This is a genomic window from Enterococcus termitis (assembly GCF_001730305.1).
Classification (GTDB): domain Bacteria; phylum Bacillota; class Bacilli; order Lactobacillales; family Enterococcaceae; genus Enterococcus_L; species Enterococcus_L termitis.
On sequence record NZ_MIJY01000001.1, the window covers coordinates 104,990 to 125,016 of the forward strand.

Annotated in this window: 17 protein-coding genes; all 17 read left to right on the forward strand. The window is 36.8% G+C overall.

Annotation, left to right across the window (positions count from 1 at the left end):
- The first annotated feature begins 210 nt into the window (after positions 1-210).
- Positions 211-993, forward strand: a complete 783-nt coding sequence (locus tag BCR25_RS00545) for a glycosyltransferase family 2 protein (protein ID WP_069661658.1) — start codon at positions 211-213, stop codon at positions 991-993.
- Positions 993-1,826, forward strand: a complete 834-nt coding sequence (locus tag BCR25_RS00550; RefSeq protein WP_069661659.1) for a glycosyltransferase family protein — start codon at positions 993-995, stop codon at positions 1,824-1,826. The genes BCR25_RS00545 and BCR25_RS00550 overlap by 1 nt, the downstream gene beginning before the upstream one ends.
- Entirely contained in the window at positions 1,827-2,540 is a 714-nt protein-coding gene (locus BCR25_RS00555; protein ID WP_069661660.1) for a glycosyltransferase family 2 protein, read from the forward strand.
- 127 nt (positions 2,541-2,667) lie between these two features.
- The gene (gene rfbA, locus BCR25_RS00560; RefSeq protein ID WP_069661661.1) at positions 2,668-3,537 is read left to right on the forward strand and encodes a glucose-1-phosphate thymidylyltransferase RfbA; all 870 of its coding nucleotides are present in this window, start codon (positions 2,668-2,670) and stop codon (positions 3,535-3,537) included.
- A gap of 12 nt (positions 3,538-3,549) precedes the next feature.
- The gene (rfbC, locus tag BCR25_RS00565; protein ID WP_069661662.1) at positions 3,550-4,122 is read left to right on the forward strand and encodes a dTDP-4-dehydrorhamnose 3,5-epimerase; all 573 of its coding nucleotides are present in this window, start codon (positions 3,550-3,552) and stop codon (positions 4,120-4,122) included.
- Between the two features lie 24 nt (positions 4,123-4,146).
- Positions 4,147-5,175, forward strand: a complete 1,029-nt coding sequence (gene rfbB / locus BCR25_RS00570) for a dTDP-glucose 4,6-dehydratase (RefSeq protein ID WP_069661663.1) — start codon at positions 4,147-4,149, stop codon at positions 5,173-5,175.
- 186 nt (positions 5,176-5,361) lie between these two features.
- Positions 5,362-6,204, forward strand: coding sequence for a dTDP-4-dehydrorhamnose reductase (gene rfbD / locus BCR25_RS00575; RefSeq protein ID WP_069661664.1), 843 nt, complete (start codon positions 5,362-5,364; stop codon positions 6,202-6,204).
- A 126-nt stretch (positions 6,205-6,330) separates the two neighbouring features.
- Positions 6,331-7,059, forward strand: coding sequence for a glycosyltransferase family 2 protein (locus tag BCR25_RS00580; RefSeq protein WP_069661665.1), 729 nt, complete (start codon positions 6,331-6,333; stop codon positions 7,057-7,059).
- Positions 7,059-7,400: a DUF2304 domain-containing protein gene (locus BCR25_RS00585; protein ID WP_069661666.1), complete on the forward strand. Its 342-nt coding sequence runs from the start codon at positions 7,059-7,061 to the stop codon at positions 7,398-7,400. The genes BCR25_RS00580 and BCR25_RS00585 overlap by 1 nt, the downstream gene beginning before the upstream one ends.
- The gene (locus BCR25_RS00590) at positions 7,400-7,744 is read left to right on the forward strand and encodes a hypothetical protein (RefSeq protein WP_069661667.1); all 345 of its coding nucleotides are present in this window, start codon (positions 7,400-7,402) and stop codon (positions 7,742-7,744) included. Before BCR25_RS00585 ends, BCR25_RS00590 begins: the two co-directional genes overlap by 1 nt.
- 128 nt (positions 7,745-7,872) lie before the next feature.
- The gene (locus BCR25_RS00595) at positions 7,873-8,667 is read left to right on the forward strand and encodes an ABC transporter permease (protein ID WP_069661668.1); all 795 of its coding nucleotides are present in this window, start codon (positions 7,873-7,875) and stop codon (positions 8,665-8,667) included.
- A 53-nt stretch (positions 8,668-8,720) separates the two neighbouring features.
- On the forward strand, positions 8,721-9,938 hold the full coding sequence (locus BCR25_RS00600) for an ABC transporter ATP-binding protein (protein WP_069661669.1): 1,218 nt from the start codon (positions 8,721-8,723) through the stop codon (positions 9,936-9,938).
- Entirely contained in the window at positions 9,928-13,071 is a 3,144-nt protein-coding gene (locus tag BCR25_RS00605; protein ID WP_069661670.1) for a glycosyltransferase, read from the forward strand. Before BCR25_RS00600 ends, BCR25_RS00605 begins: the two co-directional genes overlap by 11 nt.
- A gap of 90 nt (positions 13,072-13,161) precedes the next feature.
- Positions 13,162-15,306: a glycosyltransferase family 2 protein gene (locus BCR25_RS00610; RefSeq protein WP_069661671.1), complete on the forward strand. Its 2,145-nt coding sequence runs from the start codon at positions 13,162-13,164 to the stop codon at positions 15,304-15,306.
- A 41-nt stretch (positions 15,307-15,347) separates the two neighbouring features.
- On the forward strand, positions 15,348-17,309 hold the full coding sequence (locus tag BCR25_RS00615) for a DUF7657 domain-containing protein (protein WP_083242549.1): 1,962 nt from the start codon (positions 15,348-15,350) through the stop codon (positions 17,307-17,309).
- 29 nt (positions 17,310-17,338) lie between these two features.
- Positions 17,339-18,490 (forward strand): EpaQ family protein, encoded by a 1,152-nt coding sequence (locus BCR25_RS00620; RefSeq protein ID WP_069661672.1) that lies wholly within the window; start codon positions 17,339-17,341, stop codon positions 18,488-18,490.
- A 136-nt stretch (positions 18,491-18,626) separates the two neighbouring features.
- On the forward strand, positions 18,627-20,021 hold the full coding sequence (locus tag BCR25_RS00625; protein ID WP_069662109.1) for a sugar transferase: 1,395 nt from the start codon (positions 18,627-18,629) through the stop codon (positions 20,019-20,021).
- Positions 20,022-20,027: the final 6 nt, after the last annotated feature.

The window sequence follows — 20,027 nt, forward strand, 5'->3', positions numbered from 1 at the left end:
TATGTTATAATTTAGTCATTAAGTAAAATGAGAGAGCGGGACAAAACAGACAAGTTTTGCTCCGCTTTCATAAAATTTAAGCAAAAATTTAAAATACGTATTGTAAAGAATAAACACTGAAAAGAATGATTGTAGGTGCTGATGAGGCCATGCAGGAGCGCTAAGAGCGACTATCTCATCACACTTTGATTTTTAACGAGGGGCAAAAATATGAATGATAGAATAACGATTTCCATTGTTACTCACAATAGCCGTCATATTTTTGACGTGCTTGATAATTTAAAAAAAGAATTAGGGCTAAATTCAGAGTATGAGATCCATATCTTTGATAACGCCTCAGAACAAACCTACATAGATCGGCTAAAAAGCTATGGCTCATTTATTTCACTGCATCTATCACATGAAAATAGTGGATTTGGTTATGGTCATAATCAAGTACTGAAACATGTAGATACGCACTATGGTGTGATTTTTAATCCGGATGTCTTGATTTCCAAAGCGGTTTTAGATGAGATGGTTCAACGATTGAAGGCAGATGAACTTCTGGCGGCTGTCTGTCCTAAGGTTTTGAATACGGATGGGACGACACAACATTTAGTTCGTCAAAAATTGGATGTGTTCGATTATATGCTTCGTTTTGTTCCGTTTCAGTTTGTAAAAAAAATCTTTGACAAGCGATTGAGTTACTATGAGTGCCGCGATTTACCAGAAGATAAAACTACGTATATCAAAATGGGGTCTGGTTGTTTAATGGTGATCGATGTGGATAAATTTAAACAAATTGGCGGCTTTGACGAACGCTTTTTCATGTATTTTGAAGATAACGATTTATGTCTGAGTTTTGGTAAAGCAGGATATCGTATTTTATATACACCGTTTGAAACAGTCGTGCATTTGTATGAAAAAGGTGCGCACAAACATAAAAAGCTATTCAAAATCTTTTTACAGTCAATGGTCAAATTTTTCAACAAATGGGGCTGGAGGTTTTTCTAATGAAGAATAAGCTTGTCATTGCGATGGTTTTATACCAAACAAAACTTGCGCAAAGCCCTAGCTACACGTGCTTAAGTCATTTTATAAAAGCCGATAAACCTGTTCATTTATTTATTTACGATAATAGTGATCAGGAACAAGAAGATGAGTTATTTCAACACAGTTCAGTGCACTATGTCCATGACGGAACGAATCCTGGTTTAGCAAAGGCTTATAATGAAGCGAAGAACTATTGTACGGAAGTTGAAGGAGATTTGCTGCTATTGCTGGATCAAGATACTGGAATAGAAGAATCTTATCTAGAAACGTTGTTACAGCTAAATATAGTCAAAGAAATTGGCGCGTATGTACCGATTGTAAGCTCACATGGCAGACAAATATCTCCGGTGGCTTCTGATCGTTATATTGGTCGAAACTCAGCTTATCCAAAGGCTGGTATCTACTCTGAAAAGCTTATGAGCATCAATTCTGGTACCGTTCTTCCTAAAGAAACCTTAGTGTTGTTAGAAGAATTTAATCTAGAATTTCCATTAGATTTTTTGGATCACTGGTTATTTTGGAAGATCAATCAGCTGCATAAAAACATTTGTGTTTTAGATGAACATCTAACGCACGACTTATCTGTGTTGGATTATTCGGCTGTCAGCCTTGAAAGATATGAATCAATCATTCGTGCCGAATCGTTATTTTATCAGAAGTATGATCAGGATAAACTTGCGGAACATAAAAAACACTTATTGTTTAGGACTATCAAACAATTTTTACGCGTTAAAAACAAAAACATTTGGCGCCGTACATTTTTAGAATATCGTACATTATCGAAAGGAAAATAAATGATCTCAGTTTGTATTGCTACCTATAATGGAGAAAAATATTTGCGTGAACAACTGAATAGCATTTTGTCGCAATTGTCTGTTGATGATGAAGTGATCGTGTCTGATGATGGCTCAAAAGATACAACGCTTGAACTATTAAAGGAATACGTGGAAAAGGATCCTCGTATCAAATTGTTTAAAGGTCCAGGAAAAGGTGTCATTGCAAATTTTGAGTTTGCTATCACTCAAAGTCAGGGAGAATTCATTTTCTTAGCAGATCAAGACGATGTCTGGCTTCCAGCAAAGGTGCAAACAACGCTGGCCTTTTTTCATAGCCATCCTACGATCGATTTGGTGATTAGTGACTTAGTAATTGTTGATGAAAGATTAGAAACGATAGAGCCGTCGTACTTTGAATATCGCAATGTCAAACTGGGCTTTTTCCAAAATATCGTTAAAAATAAATATATCGGTGCAGGTATGGCTTTCAAAAGCAGTTTGAAAGCTAAAATATTACCGATTCCGGATAAAGTTCCTATGCATGACATGTGGATCGGCCTGATTGCGGCATATAAAAAAAAGAGCGCATTGATCACTGAGCCGCTTACTTTATATAGAAGACATGATACAAACGCAAGTGAAATCAAAACAAAAGCCAGTTTTTATCAACAATTAAAATGGCGTTTAGCGCTAAGTTATGTGTTGTTTAAGAGACTTTTTTTTAACGGATAGTAAGCGGGTATTTTACAGTTTTGTAAAATATCGTTAAAATGAATGACAATTAAGGGTAATAATGCAATAATAACTAGTGATGCGAATGAATAAGAAATAAAATAAATTAGTATAAGGAGTTTTTTTCATGAAAGGGATTATTCTAGCTGGAGGAAGTGGGACCAGACTATATCCATTAACAAAAGCCACATCAAAACAACTAATGCCTATCTATGACAAACCAATGATTTATTATCCAATGTCTACATTGATGCTAGCAGGGATCAAAGAAATCTTGATTATTTCGACACCTGATGATACACCAAGGTTTGAGAGCCTTTTTGGCGATGGAAAAGATTTGGGCATACATATTGAATATGCTGTTCAAGAAAGCCCAGATGGACTGGCTCAAGCATTTATCATCGGAGAAGAATTTATCGGTGACGATAGTGTTTGTCTTGTGTTGGGAGATAACATCTACTACGGAGGCGGTTTATCCAACATGCTTCAGCGTGCAGCTTCAAAAGAAAGTGGCGCAACAGTTTTTGGATACCATGTGAATGACCCGGAACGTTTTGGTGTTGTTGAATTTGACGGGGATATGCAGGCTCTTTCAATCGAAGAAAAACCAGAAAAACCTAAATCCAGCTATGCTGTTACAGGGCTTTATTTCTATGATAATGAGGTCATTGAAATCGCGAAAAATATCAAACCTTCTGACCGTGGTGAATTAGAAATCACGGATGTGAATAAAGTGTATTTAGAGAAAAACAAATTATCTGTCGAAGTGATGGGACGTGGCTATGCTTGGCTAGATACCGGCACCCATGAATCACTTTTAGAAGCATCGACATTTATTGAAACCATCGAAAAGCGTCAAAATTTAAAAGTCGCTTGTTTAGAAGAAATTGCGTATAGAATGGGCTATATTACTAAAGACCAATTGATCGAACTAGCACAGCCGCTAAAGAAAAACGGTTATGGACAATACTTGTTACGATTAGCAGAAGCAGAGTAGGGGCGAAATGAAATGAAAGTTATCGATACAAAATTACAAGACGTGAAAATTATTGAGATGGATGTTTTTGGTGATCATCGTGGTTTTTTCACTGAAAGTTACTCTAAGGAAAAATTTGCTGAACAAGGATTGGATTTTGACTTTGTACAGGATAATCATTCCCTTTCTAGTGAAGCTGGAGTATTACGCGGTCTACACTTTCAAAAAGGTGAAGCAGCACAAACCAAATTGATTCGTGTTGTAACAGGAGCTGTTTTAGATGTTATCGTTGATATCCGTAAAGGCAGCCCGACATATGGTCAGTGGGAAGGGTATATTTTATCTGAGCACAATCATCGTCAGTTGCTAGTGCCTAAAGGCTATGCGCATGGTTTTGTGACTTTGACACCAAATGTTAATTTTATGTATAAATGCGACAATTACTATAATGCACCTGCTGATGGCGGAATCGCATTTGACGATCCAGATCTAGCGATCGATTGGCCAATTGATATTCAAAAGGCAATTACGTCTGAAAAAGACAAAAATCATCCAACATTAAAAGAATTTGAAGCAGAAAATCCATTTGTTTATGGTGAAATCTAAAAAAATTTAGGAGAGATCTTGAAGATGAAAAACATCATTGTTACTGGTGGAGCAGGCTTCATCGGATCAAATTTTGTTCACTATGTAGTGAACAATCACCCAGAAGTTCATGTCACTGTATTAGATAAATTAACGTATGCGGGAAATGAAAAAAATCTTGAAGGCTTACCGAAAGACCGTGTCGAGCTGGTTGTCGGAGATATTGCAGATGCTGAATTAGTCGATCGTTTGGTGAAAGAGACAGATGCAGTTGTTCATTATGCAGCAGAATCTCATAACGATAATTCTTTAAACGATCCATTCCCATTTGTTCAAACGAATATTATCGGTACGTATACGTTAATCGAAGCGTGCCGTAAGCATGATGTTCGGTATCATCATGTATCAACAGATGAAGTGTATGGAGATTTACCATTGCGTGAAGATTTACCAGGACATGGTGAAGGTGCAGGAGAGAAATTTACTGCAGAAACACCTTATAATCCATCAAGTCCGTATTCTTCAACCAAAGCTGGTTCTGACTTGCTTGTGAAAGCATGGGGACGTTCATTTGGCTTGAAAGCAACGATTTCTAATTGTTCTAATAACTATGGTCCATATCAACACATCGAAAAATTTATTCCGCGTCAGATCACAAATATTTTGAGTGGCATCACACCTAAATTATATGGTGCTGGAAAAAATGTGAGAGACTGGATCCATACAAATGATCACTCATCTGCTGTTTGGGCAATTTTAACAAAAGGCCGCCTAGGAGAAACTTATTTGATCGGTGCCGATGGTGAAGAAGATAATAAGACAGTGATCGAGCTGATTTTAGAATTGATGGGACAGCCTAAAGATGCCTATGAACATGTCAATGATCGTGCAGGACATGATTTACGTTATGCGATCGATTCTACGAAGCTACGTGAAGAATTAGGCTGGACACCTGAATTTACGAATTTCCGTGATGGGTTAGCTGATACGATTCAATGGTATACAGATAATAAAGACTGGTGGACAGCAGATAAAGAAGCTGTAGAAGCCAACTATGCGAAAAGTGGTCAATAATCGATATTTTTTCTAGCGATATCGTGTACCTGATTTTAACCGAGTAAGATTAAAATAGTGACCTGTTGAGCGTGGGACAAAACTAAACATTGGTTTTGCTCCACGCTCTAAATACGAAACGATAATGAGAAAAAGGCAGTGAGAACTTCTCACCGATACCTTTGTTTTCAAAGGAGGAAATTACAAATGATACTTTTAACTGGTGGAAATGGACAATTAGGCACTGAATTACGTCATTTACTGGACGAACAAGGGATAGATTATGTGTCGACGGACTCACAGGAAATGGATATCACAGATGCTGAACAAACGATGACGTTTATTACTGAGTTAAAACCCGAAGTAATTTACCATTGTGCAGCCTATACAGCAGTAGATAAGGCAGAAGACGAAGGCAAAGAATTAGATGAAAAAATCAACGTTGACGGCACACGTAATGTGGCGCTAGCTGCGAAAAAAATCGATGCTACTCTTGTGTATGTTAGTACTGACTATGTATTTGACGGAACGAAGAAAGAGGATACGTATAAAACAGATGATCAAACAAATCCTCAAAATGAGTATGGTCGTACGAAATTATTAGGAGAACAAATCGTACAAGAGATCATGGAAAAATATTATATTATCAGAACATCGTGGGTCTTTGGTCAATATGGACACAACTTTGTGTTTACAATGCAGCGTTTAGCAGAAACGAACAAACAATTAACAGTAGTAGATGATCAATTTGGCCGTCCGACTTGGACGAGAACGCTGGCAGAATTTATGACGTTTGTCATTAAACAAAAAGCACCATATGGCGTGTATCATTTATCCAATGACAACAGCTGTAGCTGGTATGAGTTTGCAAAAGAAATTTTAAAAAATACCGAAGTTGAAGTATTACCGGTAGATTCAAGTAAGTTTCCGCAAAAAGCGATTCGTCCAAAATATTCTGTAATGGATCTTAGCAAGACAAAAGAACTAGGCTTTAAGATTCCAACTTGGCAAGAAGCATTGGAAGCTATGTTGGCGCAAGTTACAAAATAAACGAATAGCAGTTTAGACAATAGAGACAGCATTTGCTGCTTCTATTGCTTCGTTTTATTAGAAATCTATAGTAGGACACCAGATTGTCCGCATTGTTATACTATATCATTAAGTGGAGGGGTTAGCTTGCGTATTCTTTTGATTATTCCTGCGTATAACGAAGAAGAAACCATTTTGAATACGATCCAATCGATCGAACAATTCAAAGAAGCCAATAAAGAAAAGCTTTCTTATACGATTGATTACGTTGTGGTAAATGATGGATCAACAGATAAAACGCAAGTAATCTTAAATCAACATCAAATCAATTCGATTCATTTGATCATGAATTTAGGAATCGGCGGAGCTGTGCAGACGGGGTATCGTTATGCTGAAGAAAACAACTATGATATCGCTGTCCAATTTGACGGCGATGGACAGCATGATATTTATAGCTTGGATGCAGTGGTACAGCCAATCATCAAGCAGCAAGCGGATTTTGTTATTGGCTCACGATTTTTACCGAATGAAAAAGCGGCTTTTCAGACAACGTTTATGCGTCGTGTGGGCATCAAGATTCTTTCGTTTTTGATCTACCTTTCTTCAGGAAAGAAAATCTATGATGTAACATCTGGGTATCGTGCCTGTAATCAAGAAATTATTGCTTATTTTTCTAAAAAATACCCTACAAGTTATCCTGAACCGGAGTCAACCGTTCATTTATTGAAAAAGAAATTTAGGATCAAAGAAGTTGCCGCTAATATGATGGAACGTTCCGGTGGTCAATCATCGATTCGTGCCTTTACATCTGTCCGTTACATGTTTGAAGTCAGTATAGCGATTCTTGTGTCGAGTTTTATGAGGGAGGGAGATTAATGAGTGTCATTTTACGCGTCGAGATGGTTATTTTCTCATTGGTTTTCTTTATATACATTATTCGTTCGATCAATAAAAACGTATTTTTGTTAAAAAATGCGATTCGTTGGCTGATTATTTCTATTGGATTGGTTGTGATAGCCGTTTTCCCGACTTTGCCGGAATGGTTGAGTCGAAAACTGGGGTTTGAGACCACCTCGAATTTTTTATTGATCATGGCGATTTTTGTTTTGCTCTTTATTGAAATAAAGAACTCAGCATTGCTGTCAAAACAACAAAATCAAATTAAGTTATTGATTCAAGAATTATCAATTTTAAAAGATAAGAAGGAGAAAAAATAATGTTACTATTTCTGTTATACGTTGTTCTATCAACTTCCGGACTTATTTTAGTGAAGTTAGGGTCACAGGCGACAGCGATTCATTTCACAAATGCGGTTTTTTCTTTCTCAATGTCTCTGACTACGATCATTGGCTTTTTATGTTATATGTTCAGCTTTGTGCTGTGGATGGTCATTATCAGTAAATCAGAAGTTTCTTATATTGTCCCATTGGGTGTTGCCTGTACGAATATTGCTGTATTGTTAGGTTCAAAATTGATCTTACAAGAGCAAGTGTCATTGGGAACAGTGATTGGAACGGTTGTGATCATCGTAGGGATCGTGATCATTCAACTGGCAAAATAGTTACATCAAATCTTAAGAAAATACTTACATAACTTGAAAAAAGAGTACATATTCTTTAAACTAGTAATGTTATGCAGTTTATTTTAACTAAGAATATCATGCAACGGAAATAAGAAAGGAACAAGTCAATGATACGAGAAACACTATCGATTTTTAAAAATATCTTTGAAAATAGAAAGCTTTTAGTACAGTTTTCATTTAACGATTTTAAATCAAAATATGCAGGTTCTGCACTGGGAATTGTATGGGCGTTCATTACACCTCTTGTGACCGTTTTGACTTACTGGTTTGTATTTTCACACATTCGGGCCCGCGGTGCTGATGAAGCGTATCCGTTTATTGTTTATCTAGTGACTGGGTTGATTCCGTGGTTCTTTTTCTCAGATTCATTATTGTCAGCAACAAATGTTTTTAGAGAGTACAGTTACCTCGTAAAAAAAGTGGTATTCAATGTACAAATTTTACCAACATCAAAAATTTTATCTAGCTTATATGCACATGTCGTCTTTATTTTTATTGGATTTGGGATCACCTCTTTAAGTGGTGTATTTCCAACTGTAAAAGCATTGCAGCTGCTGTATTATCTATTTTGTCTAATCATCTTTTTAACTGCAGTAACTTGGCTGACTGCATCGACACAACCATTTTTACCAGACATTATGCAGTTTATCAATGTAGCTATGCAAACGATCATGTGGACATTGCCAGTTATTTGGATACCTAGTGAGAACATTGCAAGATTCTTAAAAATCAACCCATTGTATTATGTGATTCAAGGATATCGTGATTCCTTTACAAATGGACCGTGGTTCTGGGAAAATTGGCAGTATGGACTATACTTCTGGGGCTTTACGATCATTCTACTGTTAATCGGCTCAGGTGTATTTGGACGTTTGAAACCTCATTTTTCAGATGTATTATAAAAAACATAGAGATCTAAAGATACAGGATCGGTAAAGTACAAGGAGAGTAAATCATGGCAGAGTATGCAATCGATATACAAAATATTACTAAAACATATAACATGTACAAAAAGCCGTCAGATCGGTTTAAAGAAGCACTTAATCCATTTAAAAAGAGCTATCATGATCTTTTTTACGCGTTGAAAGATGTAACAATGCAGATTGAAAAAGGTGAGATGATCGGCTTTGTGGGAGAAAATGGCTCGGGTAAATCAACGATCTTGAAAATAATCACAGGTGTTTTGACGCCAACGTCAGGGACGATGAAGATCGACGGTAAAATTTCAGCGTTGTTAGAGCTGGGATCGGGCTTTAATCCTGAATATTCTGGATATGAAAATATCTTTTTGAACGGAATGGTTCTAGGCTTTTCTAGAGAAGAAATGGAAGAGCGGGTAGATGATGTGATTCAGTTTGCGGATATTGGTGATCACTTGTACCAGCCAGTAAAAACTTATTCCAGTGGGATGTTTGTTCGTTTGGCTTTTGCTGTGGCAATTAATGTCGATCCAGATATTCTGATCGTAGATGAAGCTTTGGCTGTAGGTGATTTAGAATTCCAATTAAAATGTATGGAGAAATTCACTGAAATCAAAAATTCTGGAAAAACGATTTTATTTGTTTCTCATGATGTCAATTCAATTCGCCGTTTTTGTGATCGGACATTTTGGCTGAAAAATGGTGAAGTTGTTGAATCCGGTGAAACGATGGATGTGACAACGAATTATGAAAATTTCTTAAAGAAAAAATCAATCAAGACAGTCGATCGCGAAAAAACGATTAAAAATGAAGAAACAGTCCCTGATATCATCGAAATAGAAAAAGCAACCTTATTGAATTATGCTTTAGAGCCACTGGACATCGTTACACAAGATGAAAAGGTCATTCTGAAGATCGAATACACCGTCAAAAATGATACAATCAAATCTCCTGTTTGCGGTGTTGCTATTCGAACGGTGGACAATAATTATGTCTGTGGTTTGAATACCTTATTAGATGAAGTCAAGGTTCCGTGGGAAAAAGGCAAGAATGTGTTCTATTTAGAATATGGAAAAATGTCGCTTCTAACGGGAGAGTATTATTTTGATATTGCTTTCTTTGAAGAACACGCTACAGTACCTTTGGTTTATAAAACGAAATACCTGAACATGTTTATTAGCGGTCGCTATGCAGGCGAAGGCATTGTCATTTTAGATCATGAATGGAAGGATACTATTAAAGATGAAGTATGATTTTGAAATGGAAGTTGATGAGAGTACCAGCGTTGGTAAAATCGTCGCTCAAATAAAAGAAAATAGTAAAGTATTAGAGTTTGGACCTGGAAACGGCCGAATGACGAGCTATCTCATGGACGAAAAAAATTGTTCTGTGTCGATTGTTGAACTGGATAAAGAGCTTTACGATCATGTTAGCCAATTTTCTACAGATGCTTTTTACGGCAACATCGATGAAGAAGCGTGGACTAAATATTTTGAAGGACAGACATTTGACTATATAATTTTTGCAGATGTCCTTGAACATCTAATGGATCCTAAAAGTGCCTTGAAGAAAGTGAAGCCATTTTTAAGTGAAGAGGGTCAAATTTTGATTACCTTCCCTAATTTGGCTCACAATTCTGTCTTAATCGATTTATTCAATAATAAATTGGACTGGCGTGAAACGGGTTTACTTGACGCAACACATAAATCTTTCTTTGTTCAAAGCGGCTTTGAAAAAGTCTTTGAAGAGGCAGGCTTATTTATCGTGAAAGAAGATTTTACGATCAATCAAGTCGGCTATAACGAACTTGAATCAACATACGAAGACTTGCCTGTAGAGGTACGCGCAGCATTTAAAGCACGGCCATTTGGGGAAGTCTATCAGTATTTTTATGCCCTTAGTAAAAAAGCAGTAGAACATCCAGTCCGAGTGATTCCAGAAAACTCAAGTTATATGAAGAATATCCATTTCTTGTATGACTGCGGAGAAGAAGAACAAAAAGAATTCGATAGTCAATTAAATAATGTTACTGGAGACAATAAAACCTTTACGCTCAATATACCTGAAACGATCAAACTCTTAAAGATTTTTCCAAGTATGACTGGAGCTGTCGTAGATGTCACGATGTCAGTGGATGGAACTGAAATAAAGACAAGTGCAACGAATGCTGTGTATGTTAAAAACAACCGCTATTTCTTTTCCGACGATCAAGTACCAGTAATGGAGATCAATGACAAAAGAATCGCAGGTAAGACAATGACGCTTCATTTCGATTATCAGTACGAAGGCGGCTTTTCAACTACCATCCACGAGTTGATCGATTATGCGGTCGAAATGCGAGAAGGACAACAGGTTCTTAAAAATAAGAAATCAATGGTGCGTGGAAAACAAATGAATAAATATAAAAAAGTGTCAATCAGTAAATTCGATTCATTTATTTCTTTAAATATCGATGATATCGTTCGTCATGTTGAAGAGAAGAAGACTGTGATTCGCGGTTGGGCTTACTCTAGAGAAGATAAGCTGCCTGTAACTTTTGAGGTGACAGCTGAATCAGCAATCGACTATTCTACAACAACTGAATATCGTCGTGATGTGATCGATATGTTTGAATTAAAAGGAGATCAAGATTACGGCTTTGAGATCGAAGTGAATGATCCAGATGATCAGCCAACTTATTTCTTAAATGTTGCATCTCAAAACGGAAGAAAATTACAATATCGTCTAGAAAAACCAAATATGGTTCAGCCAGGCGGGAAAGTACAACGTGCCCTTCGTTCGCTTCAAACTCGTGGCTTAGTGGGTTCGATGAAATGGTACTTTAAACGTCAAGAGCAATTAGAAACACCAGTAGATGAAACAGCTATTTTGGAAGAACTCAAATCAATTGCCTTCCAACCAAAAATTTCAGTAGCTGTGCCCGTTTATAATGTAGAAGAGAAATGGCTGGATGCTTGTGTGTCTTCTCTTCAAAATCAATATTACGAAAATTGGGAACTGTGTTTGGCAGATGATGCGTCACCAAGTGCGTCAATCAAGCCATTACTAAAAAAATATGCGGATGCAGATGACCGAATCAAAGTTATTTATCGTGAAGAAAATGGCCATATTTCTGAAGCCACCAATTCAGCGTTAACGATTGCAACAGGTGACTATATCGGCTTTATGGATAATGATGATGAGCTTGCACCACAAGCGTTGTACGAAGTTGTCAAAGCGCTGAATGAAGATCCAACAATTGATTTTATTTATACAGATGAAGATAAAGTGACGGAAAGTGGCAAGAAATTTAATGCTTTTTACAAGTCAAAATGGAATCCAGAATTGATTTTGAATCATAATTACATCACTCACTTTGTGGTAGTCAAACGTTCAGTCTTGGAAAAAACGGGTGGCTTGAACACTGAATTCAATGGAGCTCAAGACTATGATTTTGTCTTACGAGCAACAGAAAATGCTGAGAACATCGCTCACATTCCTGGAATGATGTATCACTGGCGCGCAATTGAATCATCAACAGCGTTGAATCCAGAAAGTAAAGGCTATGCGTATGTCGCTGGTCAAAAAGCGTTACAAGCTGCAATGGACCGCCGCAACATCAAAGCCAATGTCGAAATCGCAGAATTTTACGGCTCATATAAAATCAATTATATTTATGAAACAGTACCGAAAGTATCATTGATTATTACTAATGAAACAGCAGACATCAATGAGTATTTAAAGAAAATTCTTGAAAAGACGATTTATGAAAATTATGAAATTGTTCTGCCGGAAACGATGAAGCAACTGGTTCATTCAACAAGTAATAAAATCGTATATTTAGACGGGCAAACAAGAGATGCCTTGATCAAGTCATGTACAGGTGAATATGTAGTTCTTTTAGATGCTGGCTTAGTCCCTACTAAAAGTAACTGGCTGATTGAAATGATGAACATGGCACAGCAGCCGTCTTCAGGAATCGTCATGGGAAGAATCGTTGACCATCGCTATCGTATCGAAAATGTCGGCATGTCTATCGATGTAGAGAAAAAACGACTGCAATACCCAGAAGAAGGCACACCAGGTAAGAGCTTAGGTTATTACTATCGTATTGCGTTGCCTAGAAATATTCAAGCAGCTACTGAAAGATGTATGATTTTTAGAAAAGCGGACTATCTTGCTGTAACCGGGATTGATGAAGAGCTAGGCAAAGATGTGATGGGAACAGATCTATCACTGCAATTTGCCAACAAACTAGATAAGACGATCATTTATTGTTCTTATGCTATTTTCAAAGCAGATGAAAGAAATAAGAGTCTAGATAAAAAAGGTAACCTAAAAGAGCTGATGACTAAATGGTCTGAACCAGAACTGGTCGATAGCTATAGGAATCCTAAGCGATTATAAAAGTAAACCGTTAAGAAATAAAATAGCTATTATTTCTGTTGACTAGAAATAATAGCTATTGAACCTTTAAATATAAGGAGAACAAAAAAAATGAGCGATGAGATCAAGGTCATTATTGATAGTATTTATCGAGAGAAGCAAACCAATAATCTAACTGTTACTGGCTGGGCATTAAATACAGATACAAAGACTAGTCCAGAAATTTCGATCAACAATCAAGGACAAGTGACTGCGTACACTACTCAACGTGTGTTAAGAGAAGATGTCAATCAAATTTATGAAGCGGATGCAGCTGTTTTAGCTGGATTTGAACTTAAATTAGACGGCATTTTAAAAAAGAATAAGTTGGAGATCCGTTTTATTTCAGCTGATCAGACTACTCAACACACAGAATGGATCGACTTAGGCAAAAAACATCCGCTGATTCCGGGAACGGAAGACAAGTTGGCACGTTTGATGATCAATGTACATAAAGGGATCAGCTATCTGAGAAGAAATGGGATCAAAGGCACACTTCAACGTGTCAAGATCGAAAAGCTCCGCAGACAATCTTCCTACTCTAGCTGGTTGGCAAGAAATGAACAGTTTGATTTTGAACAAATCAAAGCAGAAATTGCAGCTTTTAGTTATCAGCCAAAAATTTCAATTGCTATGCCGGTTTATAATGTGGAAGAAAAATGGCTGCGTCGTTGTATCGATTCGATTTTGATCCAAGATTACACGAATTGGGAATTGTGTATGGCGGATGATGCATCTACTGATCCGAAAGTCAAAGAACTGTTGAGTGCTTATGAAGAGTCGGATGAACGAATCAAAGTTGTTTTTAGAGAGAAGAACGGACATATCTCAGAAGCAACTAATTCAGCACTTGATTTAGCAACCGGTGAGTTTGTCGCTCTTTTGGATAACGATGATGAATTGCCTAGAATCGCTTTTTATGAAGTGGTTAAAGCTTTGAACGAAAATCCAGAATTGGATTTGATTTACAGCGATGAAGACAAAATCGATATGGAGGGCAATCGCTCAGATCCATCTTTTAAACCAGACTGGTCACCAGATCTGCTACTGGGCACGAATTATATTTCCCATTTAGGTGTCTATCGTAGATCGATTTTAACCGAAATCGGGGGATTTAGAAAAGGCTATGAAGGCTCTCAGGACTATGATTTAGTTCTTCGATTTACGGAGAAGACCACAGCTGCACGTATCAAGCATATTCCTAAAGTACTTTACCACTGGCGCATGCTTCCAACCTCCACAGCAGTCGATCAATCGACCAAAGGTTATGCATTTGAAGCGGGCTTAAGAGCCGTTCAAGATGCCCTAGTCCGCCGCGGTATTAAAGGTTCTGCTAAACATGGGCGAGCGAATGGGTTGTATGATGTGTATTATGATATCGAGGTGCAGAAACTTGTTTCAATCATTATTCCGACAAAAAATGGCTATAAAGACGTCAAACGCTGTGTGACTTCGATCATTGAAAAAACAACTTATCAAAACTACGAGATCATTATTGCGGATAATGGTAGTACAGATGAAAATATGAAAGAACTTTATCAGTCATTTGCTGAACGCCTTCATGAACGTTTTCGGGTCACTACGATCGACATACCGTTTAACTTTTCCAAGATCAATAACATTGCTGCCAAAGAAGCCAAAGGAAGCTATTTACTGTTTTTGAACAATGATACAGAAGTAATCAATCCAGAGTGGTTGACGTTGATGGTTTCGTTTGGACAATTGGAGCGTATTGGTTGTGTAGGGGCGAAATTGTTGTATCCTAATAATACGATTCAGCATGCTGGAGTAATTCTAGGACTTGGCGGAATTGCTGGACACGGACATTATGGTTATCCGCATGGAGATTTGGGTTACTTTGGTAAATTGGCACTGAATGTTGATTATTTAGCAGTAACAGCGGCTTGTTTATTAATGAAAAAAGCAGATTTTGATGCTGTTGCTGGGTTTGATGAGCAATTCACGGTTGCGTTCAATGATGTGGATCTATGCCTAAAAGTCAAAGAACTAGGGCGTGACAATGTGTGGCTGCATGAAGCAGAGCTGTATCATTTTGAATCTCAAACGAGAGGCTACGATGATAAAGGGAAAAAGAAAAAACGATTTGAACAAGAAAAGGTAATGATGGAGCAAAAGTGGACAGCATTGATTGATAATGATCCATTTTATAATCCAAATCTGACCCGAGATATCCCTAATTTTTCTTATCGAGATTAGCTAAAAAGAAGTGATTTATGACTAGGAAATGGAGTTAGAAGATGGAGATACATCAAACAAGACACAAGCAGGATCGTACAGTTGGTGATAGAATACAGGCTGTGATCGATCAAATCATCAGAGCACGATTTTTACTAGCATTGCTAGCATTTATTTTGATATTGGTGTTCAAAATTCATGGCAGTTCACTTGCGATGTGGGATCAATATGTGTCCGATTATGCTAAAGATGGAAATAGCCAAAGTGTTATTTTAGGAGAACCGAGACCGATTCGATCCGATGAATGGATGGTTCAAACACCGTATAGTCTGTCACAGACGCAAACAGGATTGAAAAATCACAATGAAGTGATTACTGTTGACGGGCAGGACATGGTTATCGGCTATAATTCACCTGCCTTGAATTTAGCGACATTAGCGAAGCCGTTTACTTGGGGCTATGTTCTTTTAGGAAAAGAGCGCGGCTTATCTTGGTATTGGGGGATCAAACTGATTGGCTTGATGCTGCTGTCGTTTGAAATCGGCTTGATTTTGACTAAACGAAATAAGTATCTGGCGTTGTTAACAAGTGTCTGGATTCCTTTTTCGGCCGCAATTCAATGGTGGTTTGTTTCACCAGTGGGAGATCTTGTCTTTTTTACGTTCGGCTTTTTAGTCGGGATTTATAATTATTTTTATGCACATGAGCAGAAATGGCGGCGTTTTGCTTGTTCCATAATGGCTGCATTGTGCGCATCTGGTTTCATTTTAGTGCTATATCCTGCACTTCAAGTGCCCTTTGGCTATTTGATTTTATTATTCTTACTTGGATTTTTCTTTGAGTTTTGGAAAAAAGTAAAACTGGATAAATTTGACAGCCTGTTTATCGGCTTGGCCGTTGGCTTGACTGGAGTGATCGTTGGCGTTTCTCTTCTAACGTCTTGGGATTCTCTGATTCGAGTAATGCATACGATCTATCCCGGAAACAGGGTAAGTGTTGGCGGTGATTTTGCTAAAAAGGATATTTTTCTCTTTCTAACGAATTGGAAAATGTCATTTAAAGATGTAGTTTATGAAAATAATTCTGAATTGAGTAGTTTTTATCACTTCTTCTTTGTGATTTTTCTTGTGTCTCCGTGGCTCTTTTATAAGAAAATCAAGGAGAATCTATATGGCTTCCTTCTGTTTGTATTTTGTCTATTCAATTTAGTGTGGATGAGTGTTCGTTTCCCAACCATTTTTGCGAAAATGACGATGTTTTCTTATGTGCCGGAGGAAAGAGCGTATCTGGCGTTTAGCTTTTCTGCAATTTTATTGAGCATTTGGTTTATTCATTATCTATGGGAACAGAAAAAGCTCTCATTTAAATGGCAGTTGCCGATCATTGGAGTCAACTTAGGATTGTATTTCTTTGCATTGTATACAGGAAATTTACGTTTGTATTTAAGCAAGACAGAGATTATTTTGATTTTACTAGTTGCTGGGTTGTTGATCGCTTTATTGCTGAATAAGCGCAAATATTTGTTTTCAGTTGTGTTGTTAGCAGCAGTTTTGTTTGGTGGAACAACGGTCAATCCAGTGAGTAAAGGGGTTAGCCCAGTCTATGACAAGCAAATTGCACAGACGGTTATGGCAATCGAAAAAGAAGATCCAGGCCAATTATGGGCTGGAGAGCGAATGATGCATGCTTTCTTACCAATGTTAGGCGTTCATACATTTAACGGCACAGCCTTTACACCTAATTTAGAGTCATGGAAACCACTTGATCCGACAGGGAAATATGAAAAAATTTACAATCGTTATTCTCATATTTATGTTGAAATCAGTGAAGAACAGCCACAATTTGAACTACAAAACGCAGATGCATTCAAGGTTCGCCTAAGCTTGAAGGACTTGAAAAAATATCAGATCAAGTACTTGGTTACTTACGAAACGATCGATCAATTTGCTACTGAAAAAATGCAATTAAAACAATTATATGGACCAGATACAAATAACGCGTATATCTATAAAGTGATTTATTAATTTCGTACGCTTGTTGAAAGGATGTCAGGATGGATAAAGTCTTAAATAGAATCAGTAACCTGATTTTACTGGTTACAATTGCTGCTTCATATGTAATGTGGGTCGTTGGGATCGGTACACCAATAACTGGGTGGATCTATGCAAATAGTGTCTATCTCTTAGCAGCAGCAATCGCCTTGGTTCTGTTATTGAGAATAAAAAAACTAACAAAAGCAGACTGGGCATTGATTATATTGGCGGTAGTGATTTTTATCTTTTATACACTTACTTCTTCTATTAGACACAGTAATCGATTTATAAATGCGTCGATTCCGTTGATCCTATTATTGCTGCTAGGTTTCAAACATACGAAGTTTACAAAAATAGATTGGGGTTTATTAGCTGGAATTTCTGGCACAGCTTTGTTTGTGACAATTTATAGAATGTATATAGAACTGCCAAAACTGATCGATCCTGATTTGATTTGGAAAAATGATAACAAATTAGAAGCGATCTGGATCAATACAAATACGATCGGTATGACAATTTTCTTGTCTGTCGTCATGTTGACGATCATTATCAAGTCATTTGATATCGGTTATTTCAAGTTACTTGTCATTCCAATTTATGCAGCAGGTCTTTTAGCCGTATGGGTCTGTCAGTCTAAAGCTTCTTTGGGGGCATTGATTTTCTTTATACTAGTGGATAATATCATTCCTAAAAAATATTTAAAAAGTAATTATCTTTTGCTCGCCGGCTTCGCTTTATTCTTTGTTCTTGGACCGTTCATTTTTTACGGATTTGCTAAATCAGACACAATTAATTTATTTACTGGCAGAGAAAATATCTGGGCTGAATTTTTCGAAAAATGGTTTGCTAGTTCTCAAAATATGATGATCGGTATGGAGCCATTTACAGCTTCATGGAAATCATTAGGAACACATAATAGTTTTATTTATGTCTTAGGAAACTACGGTCTACTGGGCTATCTATTGATTTTTGGTCTATTGTTATACTTCCTAGCGACTAATTTATTCACTAAAAGAAAACTTTCTCCGCTTCAGGTTAGTCTATTCTTGGGATTTTTAGCAATTTGTGTGCAAGCGACGATGGAAGACACTCTGTTGGCAAATTATTGGTTGCCGATTGTTTATTCTTTTGTTGGACTTGGTTTGCAAAAAGAAGAAACATACTTAAAATAATGACTCCATTTTAAGTATTCTCCCTCTATACGAGGGGGGAGGTGATTGTTTTTTTTAGTCTCAATGTGGTAACATGAAACGTGAAGTTTTTAGTATTAAAAAAATAGAAAAAAGTTTGTTAGGAAGGAAGGCAAAAATGACAACTAAAAGTGAATGGAATAATGCAAAGCGAATTGCGATTATTATTATTGACGTACTAGTCTTTAATTTTTCGGTATTGGTTGGATTTTGGATTAAATTTGGGTTTACTATTCCTTCATATAATTTTGTATCATATGAGAAATCTGCTGTGTACATCTCGCTGTTTTTTATCTTTTTAAATTTGTTATTGGGTGCATATGTTTTTTATAATCGAACGATCAGTGATATTGTCTTTGTGACGGTTATCGGACAATTTTTGACGATTTTGTTTATCATGACCATAACGTTTGCTGGTAGATGGTTCACATTTCCACGATCAGTACTGATTTATACTTTTATTGTAGGGATTTTATTATTGAGCCTTTGGCGGATTCTTGTTTATTTCCTATATTTAAAAGTCAGCTCCATCAAAAAAGTAGTGATCATCGGAACCGAAGAAAGTGTGATTTCTGCTGCCCAAAACTTTACCAGTCATAAAAATAAAAAACATCAGGTAACGAAAGTAATCGTTGATCATTATTATGAAAACCTGGTTAAGTTGTTGGATGAGATCGATATTGTTTATATTTCCAGCCACATCGATGAAAATGAAAAATTTAAAATCTACAAACTAGTCACAAAAGCAGAGAAAAAATTGTTCTTAAATACAAGCTTTGAAAATCTGATCATGTTAAAACCAAATATGATGAACTTTGAAGATGAAAGTATCATCGAAGTGTCAGATTTTAGGATCAAAGGGGAAGACAATTTCATGAAACGACTGTTTGATATTATGCTTTCATTTGTTTTATTAGTCATTGCTTCGCCACTGATGCTAATTGCAGCAATCTTGGTTAAAGCAACATCGCCTGGTCCTGTGATTTATAAACAAACGAGAATCACATTAGATCAGAGAGAATTTTCTATTTTGAAATTTAGAACGATGTCTGCAACCGCAGAAGCAAAATCTGGTCCGGTACTATCTACAAGTAATGATAGTCGCGTAACGGGTGTCGGAAAATATTTACGCGCATTGAGAATCGATGAGTTACCTCAATTAATCAATGTGATTCGTGGAGATATGGCGATTGTTGGACCTAGACCTGAACGACCGTTTTTCGTCGATCAGTTTAATAGTGAAAACCCTCAATATTATTTGAGACATAACGTGAGAGCGGGCATTACAGGGTATGCACAGGTATACGGAAAATATGCATCTGACTATAATAGCAAACTAAATTTTGATTTGCTCTATATCAAAAACTATTCACTGTTGCTGGATCTGAAAATATTGTTGCAAACAATCAAGATCTTGTTTGATAAAGTATCCTCTCAGGGTGTGGAAGATGTTGAACGCAGTACAAAAGATCTTTCATTTTTAAGTGAAAATAAAATCGAGCTATTTAAATAAAGTGAG